The following is a 15,184-nucleotide window of genomic DNA, read 5'->3' on the forward strand; positions in this document are numbered from 1 at the left end:
AGGGCGGGCTCGCGGCGTCATCGGAGGCGAATTGATGGATTGACGAACGCGGCCACATCTCGCCACCCTCGCGCACGTACACACGTAAGGGACTGCCGTTACCTCCATGCAGCTTGTCATCGTCGAGTCGCCGGCCAAGGCGAAAACCATCGAGAAATACCTGGGCAAGGACTTCAGGGTCCTCGCATCCTACGGCCATGTCCGCGACCTGCCGCCGAAGGACGGCAGCGTTCGCCCGGACGAGGATTTCGCGATGGACTGGGAACTCTATCGCGACAAGCAGAGCCGCTTCAAGGAAATCGCCGACGCGGCGAAGAAGGCCGATCGCCTCGTGCTCGCGACCGACCCCGATCGCGAGGGAGAGGCGATTTCGTGGCACGTGCGCGAGCTGCTCGCCAAGCGCAAGGCGCTGCCGGCCAAGGTGGACAGGGTGACGTTCAACGCGATCACCAAGCCCGCGGTGACCGAGGCGATGGGCCGCCCGCGCGAGCTCGATAGCGACCTGATCGATGCCTATCTCGCCCGGCGCGCGCTCGATTACCTCTACGGCTTCACGCTCTCCCCGGTCCTCTGGCGCCGCCTTCCCGGGGCCAAGAGCGCAGGGCGCGTGCAGTCGGTCGCGCTGCGCCTGATCGTCGATCGCGAGCGCGAGATCGAGGCTTTCCGGCCGCAGGAGTACTGGTCGGTCGTCGCGCGCCTCGAACAGGACGGCACCGAGTTCGATGCGCGCCTCGTCCGCTACGACGGGGCCAAGCTGGACAAGCTCTCGCTGGGCGACGAAGGGGCCGCGCAGGCCGCGAAATCGGCGGTCGAGCAGGGCCGCTTCACGGTCGAGGAAATCGAGACCCGGCCGCTGACGCGCAATCCCGCGCCGCCGTTCACCACCTCCACGCTGCAGCAGGAGGCCGCGCGCAAGCTCGGTTTCTCGGCCAGCCACACGATGCGCCTCGCGCAGTCGCTCTACGAAGCGGGCGCGATCACGTACATGCGTACCGACGGCGTGCAGATGGACGGTGGCGCGATCAGCGCCTGCCGCAAGGCGATCGCCGACCGTTACGACGGGCACTACCTGCCGGAGAAGCCGCGCCACTACAGCACCAAGGCGAAGAACGCGCAGGAAGCGCACGAGGCCATCCGGCCGACCGATTTCAGCCGCGACCGGGCCGGTTCGGGCGACGAGGCCAAACTCTACGACCTGGTGTTCAAGCGGGCCATGGCCAGCCAGATGGCGCCCGCCCGGCTGGAACGGACCACGGTCACCCTGCGCGAGGGGACCGGCCGCCACGAACTGCGCGCGACCGGCCAGGTCGTGAAATTCCCCGGCTTCTTCGCCGTGTACCAGGAGGGGCTCGACGATCGCGACAGCGATGACGACGACGGCCTCCTGCCGGTGATGAACAAGGGCGACAGCCCGGTGAAGAAGGGGGTCGAGGCGAACCAGCACTTCACCCAGCCGCCGCCGCGCTTCTCCGAAGCCTCGCTGGTCAAGCGGCTGGAGGAGCTGGGCATCGGGCGGCCTTCCACTTACGCCTCGACCATTCAGACCCTGCGCGACCGGGCCTATGTGCGGATGGAGAAGAACCGCTTCTTCGCCGAGGAATCGGGCCGCCTGCTGACCGCGTTCCTCGAACGGTTCTTCGATCGCTACGTCGCCTACGACTTCACCGCCGGCATGGAAGACGAGCTGGACGAGGTTTCGGGCGGCCGCGAGGAATGGAAGACGCTGCTCAACCAGTTCTGGCGCGACTTCAAGCCGAAGACCGAGGAAGTGATGGAGCGCAAGCCCTCGGAAGTGACCGAGGCGCTGGACGAGTTCCTGTCCGACTTCCTCTTCCCCCCGCGCGAGGACGGCAAGGACCCGCGCACCTGCCCGCTGTGCGAACAGGAAGGGCGCGAGGGTGGCCGGCTGGCGCTGCGCGGCGGCCGCTACGGGGCCTTCGTCGCCTGCGCGAACTATCCCGAATGCAAGTACACCCGCCGTTTCGCCCAGCCGGGCGCGGACGGCGAAGCGGCGGCCGAAGACGGCATTCTCGGCCAGCACCCGGAAACCGGGGAGGAGATCCTCCGCAAGACCGGCCGGTTCGGCCCCTACGTCCAGATGGGTGAAGGCAAGGAGGCGAAGCGGGCCAGCATTCCCAAGGACCTGCCCGATTTCGACCTCGAATGGGCGGTGAAGCTCCTCTCGCTGCCCCGGATCGTCGGCAAGCACCCGGAAACGGGGGAGGATATCGAGGCCAGCATCGGGCGCTACGGCCCCTATCTGCGCCACGATGGCAAGTACGCCAAGCTCGCCTCCACCCGCGACGTGTTCGACACCGGGATGAACGCGGCGGTCGCGCTCCTGGCCGAGGCCGCGCAGAGGGGCGGGCGCGGCCGGGCGAAGGCGGAACCGATCAAGACGCTCGGCGCGCATCCCACCTCGGGCGGGGAGATCAGGGTGATGCCGGGCCGCTACGGCCCCTATGTCACCGACGGGACGACCAATGCCACGATCCCCAAGGACGTGAAGCCCGAAGACGTGACCGAAGCCCAGGCGATCGAGCTGATCGACGCACGCGCCGCGAAGGGTCCGGCCAAGAAGAAGACGCGCAAGAAGGCGCCCGCCAAGAAGGCAACGGCGAAGAAGTCGACCGGCCGCAAATCAACCGGTAAGAAAGGTTCTGCGGCGAAGAAGGAGGAAGCGGCAGGCTCTTGATCCAGTGCCGGGCCGCGAAACCGAGGGGAGAGCGGCCGATGGTACTGAAGCGTCTTCTGGGGGCCATTGCCCTGGCGATCGCCACCGCGGGGCCGCCCGCGCTGGCGCAGGAAGCGGCGACGGTCGCGACGCTGCAGCGGCCCGGCACGCTCGTGTCCGCCGACCCGGTCGTTGCCGCGCCGCCCGGCGCGCAGGCCTGGCGGATCGTCTACTGGACCCGCAGCGACGACGACCGGCCGCTGCGCGTCACCGGCATGGTCGTCGCCCCGCGCGAGGCCGCGCCCGGGCGGGCGCGCAAGGTCGTGGCCTGGGCGCACGGGACCTCGGGCGTGGTCGAGCGGTGCGCGCTGTCGAGCAACCCGGCTTTCTTCGCGGTGACGCCCGCGCTGGGCGAGATGATCGCGGCCGGGTACGTCGTCGTGGCGCCGGACTATCCGGGGCTCGGCAGCCCGATGCCGCATGGCTATCTCGCCGGGCGGGAGACTGCGCGGTCGGTGCTCGATGCCGTGCGTGCCGCGCGGCAGATCCCGGGCGCGGCCGCCGGGCGCGACTTCGCGGTCTGGGGCGAATCGCAGGGTGGCCATGCCGCGCTCTGGACCGCGGCCGAGGCGCGCGCCTATGCCCGCGAACTGCGGCTGGTCGGCACCGCCGCCGCTGCGCCGCCGACCGACCTGCCGCGCAACCTCGAGGGCATGGGCGACAAGAACGTGCAGGCCATGCTCCTGGCCTATCTCACCTATAGCTGGTCGCAGCGCTACGGCGCGCCGATGGACAAGGTGTTCAACCGCATCGATCGCGGCGTGGCCTCGCGCCTGGCGCGCAACAACTGCATCGAGCTGGACGCCAAGCCGCGGCTGGGCACGATCGTCGGCATTCTCGCGATCCGCAGTGCCTTGCGGAACAAGGACATTGCCGAGATCGACGGTTGGTCCGGGCTCGCCCGGCGCAACAGCATCGCGGCGGGGCGCGTGCCCGGGCCGGTGCTGATCGCGCAGAGCGCGCAGGACCCGATCGTTTCCGCCGCCGTCACCCGCGATTTCGCGCAGGCGCTGTGCCGGCGGGGCAGGGCGGTGTGGTACGAACCGCTGGCCGGCGGCGACCATGCCCGGACCGCGGCGAACAGCGCGCGGGCGACCCTCGACTGGATCGCCCGGCGCTTCGCCGGCGAGAGGCCCGCCAGCAACTGCCGGCGGCTGTGATCACTCGGTGACCATGACGTCGGGGATCGTCACCAGCGTCGATCCGCCGCACCCGATGATGATCTCGCGATAGCGCGGATAAGTCGCGGGGCCGCGATAGCGCACCTCGGTCGGCGTGATGACTTGCGCGACCATCCCGTCGGGCGCGCGGGTTTCCAGCGTGAAGCGCTGCCCCGGCGGCATCGCGCGGTCCGCGGGCCCGGGCTTGAGCGAGACCTGGTATCCCGGCGTCGGCAGGTCCACTTCGCCGCTGATGTGGAGCGTGGGCTTGCTGCCGGGCCCGGGCATCCGGTCGATCCAGGCATGCCAGTTGCGGCTGTCGGAAACCGGGCAGTCGGAGGCAGGCGGCGGGGCATCGTCCACCGGCACGCAGCCGGCGAGCAGGGCGGCGGCCATGGCGGTGCCGGCCGCGGTTCTCACGGCGTTTCTCGCGGTCGTTCCCACGGGGCCGGGACAGGCATTACGCATCGCAATTCTCCCCTTGTCGTTCATGCTCAGTGTTCACGCGAACGCGGGCGAGGCTATACCCCCTAGCGGACCCAATCCAGCCCCATCTCCTCGTAGACCTCGCGGCTCTCGCTCCAGTTCTCCTCCACCTTGACGTGGAGGAACAGGTGGACCTTCACGCCGAGCAGCCCGGACAGTTCCTTGCGCGCGGCCTCGCCGATCGACTTGATCCGGCTGCCGCCCTTGCCGAGCACGATCGCGCGCTGGTTGTCGCGCGCGACGACGATCTGCTGGTGGATCTCCAGGCTGCCGTCGGGACGGGTGCGATAGAGCTCGGGCCGGACCGCGCTGTCGTAGGGCAGTTCCTCGTGCAGCTGGCGATAGAGCTGCTCGCGCGTGATCTCCGCTGCCAGCAGGCGTTCGCTCGCGTCGCTCACCTGGTCTTCGGGATACATCCATTCGGCCACCGGCATCATCCCGGCCAGCGCGGTCTTCAGGTCCGCCACCCCGTCGCCGGTGAGCGCGGAGACGAAGAACACCTCGGCGAAATCGACCTTGCCGGTCAGTTCCTGGGCGAGCGCGAGCAGCGGCTCCTTCTTCGCCACGTCCACCTTGTTCAGGACCAGTATCCGGCGCTCCGGCCGCTGGGCCAGCGCCTCGAGCAGCGGCTCCAGCTCGTGCCGGCGCTGCTTGACCGGATCGACCATCAGCAGGACCGCGTCGGCCGCCTCGGCCCCTTCCCAGGCGGCCGAGACCATCGCCCGGTCGAGCCGCCGCCGGGGCGCGAAGATCCCCGGGGTATCGACCAGGATCATCTGCGTCGGCGCGCCGTCGCCCGCCTCCCCCAGGGCAATGCCCAGCATTCGGGCGCGCGTGGTCTGCGCCTTGGCGCTGGTGATCGCCACTTTCTGACCCACCAGCTGGTTGACCAGGGTGGACTTGCCCGCGTTGGGCGCGCCGATCACGGCCACGAGGCCGCAACGGGTCTGGCTCTCGCCGTTCATCCGAACTTCTCCATGAATGCCCGCGCGGCGGCGGTTTCGGCGTCCTGCTTGCTGCCGGCGGTCGCTTCCGCCTCGCCCACGTTGTGCACGGCGACGCGAACGGTGAAGCGCGCCGCGTGATCGGGGCCCGACCGGTCGAGCAGCGTGTATTCGGGCGCGCGGCGCCGGTTGCCGGCGGCCCATTCCTGCAGCGCGCTCTTCGGGTGCTTGGCCCGGCCCGCCTTGCCTTCGACCTGTTCGCGCCAGAGCCTGCGCACGAGGTCGCGGGTCGCGTCGAAGCCGCCGTCGATGTGGTTGGCGCCGAGCAGGGCCTCCATCACGTCGCCCAGCACGTTCTCGCTGTCGGCCGCGCCGTCGTCGCGCGCCTGCTTGCCCAGGCGGACGTGGTCGGGCACGCCGATCCGCCGCGCGACGTGGGCGCAGGCGCGCTTGCTGACGAGCGCGTTCAGCCGCTGCGCCAGCTTGCCTTCCTCGTCCCCCGAAAGCTCGAACAGCCAGCCCGCGATCGCGAGGCCCAGCACCCGGTCGCCGAGGAACTCGAGCCGCTGGTAATGGCGCGTCTCGCCGGTGCTGCCGTGGGTCAGCGCCTCGTGCCAGCGCCCCTCGTCCGCGACGGTGAAGCCGGAGGCGGCGAGCCATTCGCGGGTCGCGGGGGGCAGCGCGCTCACAGGCCGTCTCCGATCCGGTCCCACCGCGCGGCGGTGAACCAGGTCCACGGCAGGAGCCATTCGGCGCTGCCGTCGGTGGACCACATCAGCATCGTCGCGCGCCCGACCAGGTTCTGCTGCGGCACCAGGCCCACGCCCCCGCCGATCGTGGGGGGGAAGCGGCTGTCCTGCGAGTTGTCGCGGTTGTCGCCGAGCACGAAGACATGGCCTTCGGGCACGATCAGCGGGCCGAAGTCGTCCTGCGGCGTGCGGCCGAAGTCGAGCACCTCGTAACTGCGCCCGGTGGGCAGGGTCTCGCGGAACCGGGCATAGCGGCAGGCCGCGCCGTCCGCGTCGCCCGCCGGGCCGGTTTCCTCGCGCACGCCGCCCCAGGCGCAGCCGGTGTTGGGCGACACGGGGACGACGAAGTCCTCGATCCGTTCCTTGCGCACCGGTTCGCCGTTCAGCACGAGCTGGCCGCCGCGCAGCTCGACCGTGTCGCCGGGCAGGGCGATCGCGCGCTTGATGTAGTCGGCGCCGTCAACCGGGTGCTTGAAGATCACCACGTCGCCGCGCTCCGGCGCGCTGGCCAGCACGCGCCCGGGGATCAGCGGGAGCGAGAAGGGCAGCGAGTGGCTGGAGAAGCCGTAAGGCCACTTGGCCGCGATCAGGTAGTCGCCGTTCATCAGCCGCGGCAGCATCGATTCGCTGGGGATCGAGAAGGGCGAGAAGACGAAGCTGCGGAAGATCAGCACCGCGAGGGCGAGCTTGATCAGGAACCAGGTGAAGCTGGCCGGGGTTTCGCCCTGGTCCTGCCCGGACGCGTCGGATCGGGGTGCGGCGGGGGCGGTCCGGGTCATGCCGACGCGTTACGTTCGTGCAACGTGTTGAATCGCGCGCAGCCCGCGCGCCCGGCCGCGTTCGCACGGGTGCGTGTGACTTTCCGGACCGCGCGGGCGGGGCGGGGTGTGACTTTCGGCCGGGGCGCCGCCAGCGGCATCGCGATGCTTGAAAACATGGCCACAAGCCCTAGTCGGGAGAGGACGAAGTAGGAAAGGGATTTTCGCATGAGCGACGCAGTTTCGGCCGCCTGGGATGCAATCGCGGCAGTGCCGCGGCGGACGCTGGGGGAACTGTTCCATGCGGACGAGGGACGGGCCGCGCGCTTTTCCGGCAGCCTGGACCTGCCGGGGGAAGACGCGGGCCAGGTCCGCTTCGACTGGTCCAAGACCCACCTCGACGACGACTTGTGCACCGCGTTCGAGGCGCTGGCCGATGCCGCCGGCTTCGCCGCCATGCGCCGCGCGATGTTCGACGGCGAAGTCGTCAACCCGACCGAGGGGCGCGCCGCGACCCACGCCGCGATGCGCGGATCGGGCGATGCCGCTAAGGCGGAAGAGGCCGCGGCCCTGCTGCGCCGGATGGAAATGCTGGTCGATGCGATCCACGACGGCGCGCTGGGCAACGTGCAGCACCTGATCCACATCGGCATCGGCGGCAGCGCGCTGGGCCCGGCGCTGGCGGTCGACGCGCTGACCCGCGACGGCGCGCGGGTGGATGTCCACGTCGTGTCGAACATCGACGGGCTTGCGCTCGAACGCGCGTTTGCCGCCTGCGACCCGGCGACCACGCTGATCGCGGTGGCGAGCAAGACCTTCACCACGATCGAGACGATGACGAATGCCGCCAGCGCGCTGGCCTGGCTGGCGGACAACGGCGTGGCGGACCCGTCCGGCCGCGTCGTTGCGCTGACCGCCAGCCCCGGGAAGGCCGTGGAATGGGGCGTCGACGAAACCCGCGTCCTGCCGTTCCCGGAAACGGTCGGCGGCCGCTATTCGCTGTGGTCCAGCATCGGTTTTCCCGTCGCGCTGGCCATCGGGATGGAGGAATTCCGCGAGATGCTGGCCGGCGCGCAGGCGGTGGATGCCCATTTCCAGGCGGCCGACGGGCGCGACAACCTGCCGCTGCGGGCGGCATTTTCCGATCTCTACTACGCGCGTATACGCGAATGCCAGACGCGCGCGGTCTTCGCCTACGACGAGCGGCTGGCGCTTCTGCCCGACTACCTGCAGCAGCTGGAGATGGAATCGAACGGCAAGCGGGTGACCGCGGGGCAGGAACCGGTCTCCGGCCCGACCGCGCCGATCACCTGGGGCGGGGTGGGGACCGACGCCCAGCACGCGGTGTTCCAGTTGCTGCACCAGGGCACCCACCTCGTGCCGGTCGATTTCATCGCCAGCATCGCGCCCGGCGACACGCTCGATCCCGCGCATCACCGCATCCTGCTCACCAACTGTTTCGCCCAGGGCGCCGCGCTGATGGCGGGCGACAAGGGGGAGGATCCGGCGCGCCATTTCCCCGGCGACCGGCCGAGCGCGACGATCCTGTGCGACGATATCGACCCGGCGACCTTCGGCGCGCTGATCGCGTTCCACGAACACCGCACTTTCGCCAATGCCGTGCTGATGGGCATCAACCCGTTCGACCAGTTCGGGGTGGAGCTGGGCAAGCGCATGGCCCGCGATATCGAGGCGGGCGGCGGCACTTTCGACCCCGGCACGCGCGCGCTGCTCGACGCGGCGGGCCTCGGCTGACCGGCGGCGGCGGCGGCCGGCCTTCGCGCGCGCTTCGGGGGCTTTCTTGGAAGGCAGGGGCAGGCCCTTGATAAGGCCGTTGTTTTTGCCGGGGGCTGTGCTAGTTCCTGCTGGTGCCAGCCTTGCCAGACGCCTTTCGCGACGCGCATCTCGCGGCGATCGTCAATCACTCCTCCGACGCGATCGTGTCGAAGGACCTCGACGGTATCGTGATGAGCTGGAACGCCGCGGCGGAGCGGCTGTTCGGCATCCCGGCGGAGGAAATGATCGGCCAGTCGATTCGCCGGATCATTCCCGCCGAACGCCAGGACGAGGAAGACTCGATCCTCGCGCGCGTTCGCAACGGCGAGCTCGTTCCCAAGTTCGAGACGATGCGCCTGGGCGCGGACGGCACCGAGATCCCGGTCGCGATCACCGTTTCGCCCATTCGCGATGGCGACGGGCGGATCGTCGGCGCATCGAAGATCGCGAACGACCTGCGCGAACAGGCGAGCCTGCGGGCCGAGCTGCTGCGCAGCCAGCAGCAGTTCAAGGCACTGGCCAACAATATCCCGCAGCTGGCCTGGATGGCCGACAGCGAAGGGTGGATCTTCTGGTATAACGAACGCTGGTACGAATACACCGGCACCACGCTGGAGGAGATGGAAGGCTGGGGCTGGCGCGCGGTGCACCATCCCGACCACGTCGATCGCGTCGTGCGCAGCGTCCAGCGTGCCTGGGACACCGGCGAACCGTGGAAGGATACCTTCCCCCTGCGCCGCAAGGACGGCGAATATCGCTGGTTCCTCACCCATGCGCAGCCGCTGCGCGACGAGGCGGGGAACGTCGTCCTGTGGTGCGGGACCAACACCGACATTACCGAGGAACGCGAGACGAACGAGCGCATCCGCCTGTTGATGAACGAGGTCAACCACCGCTCGCGCAATATCCTCGCGACGATCCAGGCGATCATCCAGCGCACGGTGGACGGGCGGGACCCGGAACTGGTCGAGGCGCTGACCCGCCGGATCGCCGCGCTTTCGGCCAACCAGGACCTGCTGACCGAGGGGGCCTGGGCCGGAGCGACGGTGGAAGACATCGCGAAATCGCAGGTCCTCCACGTCAGCGACGTTTCCGAAGGGCGGGTGGCGTTCGACGGGCCGGCGGACGTGCGGCTCAAGCCGCCGGCGGCGGAGGCGCTGGGCCTCGCGATCCACGAGCTTGCGACCAACGCGGCCAAGTACGGCGCGCTTTCCAGCGCGGAAGGCTGCATCGCCCTGCGCTGGCGGCTGGAGCGCGAGGACGGGGCCGACGTGCTCGACCTGGAATGGCGCGAGCGCGACGGCCCGCCGGTGAAGAAGCCGACCCGCACAGGCTTCGGCACGGTCATCATCAAGCGCAACCCGGAAATGGCGATGCGCGCCGACGTGACGCTCGATTACCTGCCCGACGGCCTGCGCTGGCACGTGCGCGCCCCGTCCGACGTCCTGGCGGAAGCGAGGAAATCGCCCGCCGGCGAAACCGGCGATTGACTTTTCCCCGTCCAGCCCCCATCTGCCTGACCAGCGAAGCGCGCGTGCCAGCGTGAAGCGGCGATCCCGAGACAGGGGGCGCCCCGGCCGCGTTTCGGTTTTTCTCACAGACTTCCCTTTTCACGCGGGCGGTTTCAACCCCCGCGCCGCGCGCCGATCCGGCTGCGCGCCGCATCGATTGCGAGTTTTTTACCCATGACATTCGATCAACTCGGGCTGTCGCAGCCCGTCCTCCAGGCGCTCGACCTGAAGGGTTACAACACGCCCACGCCGATCCAGGCGCAGGCCATTCCCCCCGTGCTCGAAGGGCGCGACCTGCTGGGCATCGCCCAGACCGGCACCGGCAAGACGGCGGCCTTCATGCTGCCCAGCATCGACCGGCTGCGCGAGGCGGGGCGGCAGACGCCGTTCAAGTCGTGCCGCATGCTCGTGCTCGCGCCGACGCGCGAGCTGGCCGGGCAGATCGCCCAGTCGGCCAAGGACTACGGCGCGCTCGCGGGCCTCAAGGTGCAGTCGATCGTCGGCGGCACTTCGGTCAACAAGGACCGCAACAAGCTGCACCGCGGGACCGACATCCTCGTCGCCACGCCGGGCCGCCTGCTCGACCTGATCGACCAGAAGGCCTTCGGCCTCGGCGCGGTCGAGATCCTCGTCCTCGACGAGGCGGACCAGATGCTCGACCTCGGCTTCATCCACGCGCTGCGCAAGATCAGCCAGCTCGTGCCCGAAGACCGGCAGACGCTGTTCTTCAGCGCCACGATGCCGGGCCAGATCAAGGAGCTGGTGGGCAAGTACTGCCACGAGCCGGTCCACGTTTCGGTCACGCCCGAGAGCACGACCGCGGAACGGATCGACCAGTACCTGTTCATGGTCCAGCAGGACGAGAAGCAGGCCCTGCTGGAGATGATCCTGCGCGGGCGTCACGCGGTCCCGGGCAAGATCGAGCGGGTCCTGGTCTTCACCCGGACCAAGCATGGCGCGGATCGCGTGGTGAAGAAGCTCGCCCAGGCGGGCGTGCCTGCCAACGCGATCCACGGCAACAAGAGCCAGCCGCAGCGCGAACGCGCGCTGGGCGAGTTCCGCTCGGCGAAAACGCCGGTGCTGGTGGCGACCGACGTCGCCGCGCGCGGGATCGACATTCCCGGCGTCAGCCACGTCGTGAACTACGAGCTGCCGAACGTGCCGGAACAATACGTCCACCGGATCGGCCGCACCGCGCGCGCCGGGCGCGACGGCATTGCCATCGCCTTCTGCGCCGAGGACGAGCGCGCCTATCTGAAGGATATCCGCAAGACCACCGATGCGGAATTCGAACGGCTCGCCCTGCCGGACAATTTCCGGGCCGTGGTCGAAGGCGTCGGGCCGACCAAGCCGGCCGCGCGCCAGCCGCGCCAGCGCGTCCAGCCCAAGCCGCGCGGCGGCGAGGGGGCGCCGCGCTCTGCCCAGGCAGGCCAGGCGCAGCCGGGCAAGAAGCACCCGGGGCGCGCGGGCAAGCCGCGGCGCGACGGGGGCAAGCCGGCCCACGGCGGCTCGGCTTCGGCCGAGCGGGCCCAGGGCCAGGGCAGGGGTCAGGGCCACGGCGGGGGCAAGCGCCCTTCGCGCAACCGTAACCGGCGGCGCCAGGGGCGCTGACCGGCGGGCGGCGGTTGCCCTGCCGCCGCCGCGTCGCCATATCGCGCGCTCCCGGCAACAGGAGCGCAGCGATGGCGAGCAAGACTTCCCCCGAATACGATTACGACCTGTTCACGATCGGCGCGGGTTCGGGGGGCGTTCGCGCCAGCCGCGTCGCCGCCTCGCATGGCGCGCGCGTCGCCGTGGCGGAGGAGCACCGCGTCGGCGGGACCTGCGTCATCCGCGGCTGCGTGCCCAAGAAGATGCTGGTCTACGGCGCCCATTTCGCCGAAGACCTGGAAGACGCGCAGGCTTTCGGCTGGACGATCGAGAACGCGCGCTTCGACTGGGAAACGCTGCGCGACAACGTGCTGCGCGACGTCGATCGCCTGAACGGCCTCTATACCGAGACGCTCGACAACCACGGGGTCGAGGTGATCAACGAGCGCGCCGAACTGGCCGGCCCGCACGAGATCCGCCTTTCGGGCGGAAGGACGGTCACCGCGAGGCATATCCTGATCGCGACCGGCGCCCGGCCCCACGTGCCCGACTGCCCGGGCAACGAGCTGGGCATCACCAGCAACGAGGCGTTCCACCTCGAAACCCTGCCCAGGCGCATCCTGATCGCCGGCGGCGGCTATATCGCCAACGAGTTCGCCGGCATCTTCAACGAGTTCGGCAGCCACGTCACGATCATCAACCGCAGCGACCAGCTGCTGCGCGGCTACGACGAGGCGCTGCGCGACCGGCTGCTGCAGATCAGCATGATGAAGGGCATCGATTTCCGCTTCCACGCCGAATTCCGCGGAATCGAGAAGACCGACGACGGCACCTTGCGCGTTTCGATGACCAATCACGACGACCTGGAGGTCGATTGCGTCCTCTTCGCCACCGGGCGCGTGCCCAATACCGAGGGGCTCGGCCTCGACAAGGCCGGCGTGAAGACCGGCGACAAGGGCGAGATCGTGGTCGACCGGTTCAGCAAGACCAGCGTCGATCACATCCACGCCGTCGGCGACGTGACCGACCGCGTGCAGTTGACGCCCGTCGCGATCCGCGAAGGCCAGGCCTTCGCCGATACCGTGTTCGGCGGCGGCGACCCGGTGGCGGTGGACCACACCTGCATCCCCAGCGCGGTCTTCAGCCACCCGCCCCTCGCCGGGGTCGGCCTGACCGAGGGGCAGGCGCGCAACACTTACGGCTCGGTGCGCGTCTACCAGTCCGATTTCCGGCCGATGAAGAACGTCCTCGCCGGGCGCAACGAGCGCAGCCTCTACAAGATGGTGTGCGACGAGGATTCGGGCCGCATCCTCGGCATTCACATGATCGGGCCCGAAGCGGCCGAGATCATGCAGGCGGCGGCGGTCGCGGTGAAGGCCGGGCTGACCAAGGCCGATTTCGACGCGACCGTGGCGATCCACCCGACGATGGCGGAAGAGCTGGTCCTGCTGCGCTAGTCCGCCAGCCCCCAGGGGATGCGGTGCGCGGCGGCCGGCCATGAAAGCCCCCGGGCGGCGCGCGGCGGCCGCCATGAGAGATTGACGCTCGCTTGCACCGCCCGCTAGGCCGGCCGGAGAACAACTGCAGGGATGCCGATGTCAGCCAATATCGCCGAAATGGAACGCCGCCGCGAAGCCGCCCGCATGGGCGGCGGGCAGAAGCGCATCGATGCGCAGCACGCCAAGGGCAAGCTCACCGCCCGCGAACGGCTCGACGTGCTGCTCGACGAAGGCAGCTTCGAGGAACTCGACACTTACGTCGAGCATGACTGCGTCGATTTCGGGATGCAGGACCAGAAGATCACCGGCGACGGCGTGGTCACCGGATCGGGCACGATCAACGGGCGGCTGGTCTATGTCTTCAGCCAGGATTTCACCGTCTTCGGCGGCAGCCTGTCCAAGCGCCACGCGGAGAAGATCTGCAAGGTGATGGATACCGCGATGAAGGTCGGCGCCCCGGTCATCGGCCTCAACGACAGCGGCGGCGCGCGCATCCAGGAAGGCGTCGCCTCGCTGGGCGGCTATGCCGAGGTCTTTCAGCGCAACGTGCTGGCGAGCGGCGTCATTCCCCAGATCAGCCTGATCATGGGGCCATGCGCGGGCGGGGCGGTCTATTCCCCGGCGATGACCGACTTCATCTTCATGGTGAAGGATTCCAGCTACATGTTCGTCACCGGGCCCGACGTGGTGAAGACCGTCACCAACGAAGTCGTCTCGCAGGAGGAACTGGGCGGCGCGGTCACCCACACGACCAAGACCAGCGTGGCCGACCTCGCGTTCGAGAACGATATCGAGACGCTGCTGCAGACGCGCAATTTCTTCGACTACCTGCCGCTGTCGAACCGCGAGGACGTGCCCGAACGGCCGACCGCCGACCCGTGGGACCGCGAGGAACCTTCGCTCGATACGCTGGTGCCCGACAATGCCAACCAGCCCTACGACATGCACGAAGTCATCCGCAAGACGCTGGACGAAGGGGATTTCTTCGAGATCCAGCCGGCCCACGCGGCCAATATCATCTGCGGTTTCGGCCGGGTGGAAGGGCGCACGGTGGGCGTTGTGGCGAACCAGCCGATGGTGCTCGCGGGCGTGCTCGACATCAATTCGAGCAAGAAGGCCGCGCGCTTCGTGCGGTTCTGCGATGCCTTCGACATCCCGATCCTGACGTTCGTCGACGTGCCCGGCTTCCTGCCCGGCACGAGCCAGGAACTGGGCGGGATCATCAAGCACGGCGCCAAGCTGCTGTTCGCCTATGCCGAGGCGACCGTGCCCAAGATCACCGTGATCACCCGCAAGGCCTACGGCGGGGCCTACGACGTGATGGCGTCGAAGCATTTGCGCGGCGACCTGAACTATGCCTGGCCCACGGCGGAAATCGCGGTGATGGGCGCGAAGGGCGCGGTGGAGATCATCTTCCGCCAGGACCGCGACGATCCCGACAAGATCGCCGAGAAGACGAAGGAATACGAAGACCGCTTCGCCAACCCCTTCGTGGCGGCAAGCCGCGGCTATATCGACGAGGTGATCTACCCGCACTCGACCCGCCGCCGGATCGCGCTGGGCCTGAGGAAGCTGCGAGGCAAGCAGCTCGAGAACCCGTGGAAGAAGCACGACAATATTCCGTTGTGACGCCTGCCGAGAAGCCTATCGCGGACGCGGATGGCATCACCGCCACGATGTGGGGGCAGGAAGTGACCCTGTCGCTGGACTTCGTGGCGCTGGTGTTCTTCGCCGGATCGATCTTCTGCGCCTGGACCGTCGCCCGTTCGCTGCAAACCGGCACGTATGACTGGAAGGGCCTCCGCGCCGACCGCGATAGCGAGCCGATGCTGTTCGCCTTGCAGGTGGCGGTGACGGCCCTGATCGGGGTTTGCGCGATCGTCGGGGCGCTTGCGCTTTTCTTCGACGGGGCACAGTGAACCGGTGCGGCAGCGGCGGCGATCCATGCCGGGGCAGGCTCGGCCTGACGACTTGATG

Annotated in this window: 12 protein-coding genes; 8 read left to right on the forward strand and 4 right to left on the reverse strand. The window is 69.2% G+C overall.

The window, feature by feature from the left end; genetic code table 11:
- Window positions 1–106: 106 nt before the first annotated feature.
- A complete protein-coding gene (gene topA, locus T8T98_RS06340) occupies window positions 107–2,695 on the forward strand; it encodes a type I DNA topoisomerase (protein WP_251105732.1) in 2,589 nt (862 codons plus the stop codon).
- 38 nt (window positions 2,696–2,733) lie between these two features.
- On the forward strand, window positions 2,734–3,894 hold the full coding sequence (locus tag T8T98_RS06345) for an alpha/beta fold hydrolase (protein WP_251105731.1): 1,161 nt from the start codon (window positions 2,734–2,736) through the stop codon (window positions 3,892–3,894).
- On the opposite strand, the gene T8T98_RS06350 is transcribed toward T8T98_RS06345, so the two are convergent.
- The 4 genes from T8T98_RS06350 to lepB form a co-directional block, all read right to left on the reverse strand.
- Window positions 3,895–4,314, reverse strand: a complete 420-nt coding sequence (locus T8T98_RS06350; RefSeq protein ID WP_251105730.1) for a hypothetical protein — start codon at window positions 4,312–4,314, stop codon at window positions 3,895–3,897.
- A gap of 110 nt (window positions 4,315–4,424) precedes the next feature.
- The gene (gene era / locus T8T98_RS06355) at window positions 4,425–5,345 is read right to left on the reverse strand and encodes a GTPase Era (protein WP_251105729.1); all 921 of its coding nucleotides are present in this window, start codon (window positions 5,343–5,345) and stop codon (window positions 4,425–4,427) included.
- On the reverse strand, window positions 5,342–6,013 hold the full coding sequence (gene rnc, locus T8T98_RS06360) for a ribonuclease III (RefSeq protein WP_251105728.1): 672 nt from the start codon (window positions 6,011–6,013) through the stop codon (window positions 5,342–5,344). Before rnc ends, era begins: the two co-directional genes overlap by 4 nt.
- Window positions 6,010–6,852, reverse strand: coding sequence for a signal peptidase I (lepB, locus tag T8T98_RS06365; protein ID WP_160732794.1), 843 nt, complete (start codon window positions 6,850–6,852; stop codon window positions 6,010–6,012). The genes rnc and lepB overlap by 4 nt, the downstream gene beginning before the upstream one ends.
- A gap of 207 nt (window positions 6,853–7,059) precedes the next feature.
- On the opposite strand from lepB, the gene pgi reads away from it, so the two are divergent.
- The 6 genes from pgi (at window position 7,060) to T8T98_RS06395 (ending at window position 15,126) form a co-directional block, all read left to right on the forward strand.
- Entirely contained in the window at window positions 7,060–8,586 is a 1,527-nt protein-coding gene (gene pgi, locus T8T98_RS06370) for a glucose-6-phosphate isomerase (protein ID WP_251105727.1), read from the forward strand.
- Window positions 8,587–8,708: 122 nt separating this feature from the next.
- Window positions 8,709–10,097, forward strand: a complete 1,389-nt coding sequence (locus tag T8T98_RS06375) for a PAS domain S-box protein (RefSeq protein WP_251105726.1) — start codon at window positions 8,709–8,711, stop codon at window positions 10,095–10,097.
- Window positions 10,098–10,292: 195 nt separating this feature from the next.
- On the forward strand, window positions 10,293–11,729 hold the full coding sequence (locus T8T98_RS06380; protein ID WP_251105725.1) for a DEAD/DEAH box helicase: 1,437 nt from the start codon (window positions 10,293–10,295) through the stop codon (window positions 11,727–11,729).
- 71 nt (window positions 11,730–11,800) lie between these two features.
- Window positions 11,801–13,165, forward strand: a complete 1,365-nt coding sequence (gor, locus tag T8T98_RS06385) for a glutathione-disulfide reductase (protein ID WP_160732797.1) — start codon at window positions 11,801–11,803, stop codon at window positions 13,163–13,165.
- Between the two features lie 138 nt (window positions 13,166–13,303).
- Window positions 13,304–14,836, forward strand: a complete 1,533-nt coding sequence (locus T8T98_RS06390; protein ID WP_160732798.1) for an acyl-CoA carboxylase subunit beta — start codon at window positions 13,304–13,306, stop codon at window positions 14,834–14,836.
- Window positions 14,833–15,126 carry a hypothetical protein gene (locus T8T98_RS06395; protein WP_251105724.1) on the forward strand — a complete coding sequence of 98 codons (294 nt, stop codon included), beginning with the start codon at window positions 14,833–14,835 and terminating at the stop codon, window positions 15,124–15,126. Before T8T98_RS06390 ends, T8T98_RS06395 begins: the two co-directional genes overlap by 4 nt.
- Window positions 15,127–15,184: the final 58 nt, after the last annotated feature.

The sequence above is a fragment of the Pelagerythrobacter marinus genome (assembly GCF_034375205.1).
In the GTDB taxonomy this organism is placed as follows: domain Bacteria; phylum Pseudomonadota; class Alphaproteobacteria; order Sphingomonadales; family Sphingomonadaceae; genus Pelagerythrobacter; species Pelagerythrobacter marinus.

Coding starts and splice junctions, on each gene's coding strand:
- topA (WP_251105732.1), top strand. CDS start 107: ATGCAGCTTGTCATCGTCGAGTCGCCGGCCAAGGCGAAAACCATCGAG.
- T8T98_RS06345 (WP_251105731.1), top strand. CDS start 2,734: ATGGTACTGAAGCGTCTTCTGGGGGCCATTGCCCTGGCGATCGCCACC.
- era (WP_251105729.1), bottom strand. CDS start 5,345: ATGAACGGCGAGAGCCAGACCCGTTGCGGCCTCGTGGCCGTGATCGGC.
- lepB (WP_160732794.1), bottom strand. CDS start 6,852: ATGACCCGGACCGCCCCCGCCGCACCCCGATCCGACGCGTCCGGGCAG.
- pgi (WP_251105727.1), top strand. CDS start 7,060: ATGAGCGACGCAGTTTCGGCCGCCTGGGATGCAATCGCGGCAGTGCCG.
- T8T98_RS06380 (WP_251105725.1), top strand. CDS start 10,293: ATGACATTCGATCAACTCGGGCTGTCGCAGCCCGTCCTCCAGGCGCTC.
- gor (WP_160732797.1), top strand. CDS start 11,801: ATGGCGAGCAAGACTTCCCCCGAATACGATTACGACCTGTTCACGATC.
- T8T98_RS06390 (WP_160732798.1), top strand. CDS start 13,304: ATGTCAGCCAATATCGCCGAAATGGAACGCCGCCGCGAAGCCGCCCGC.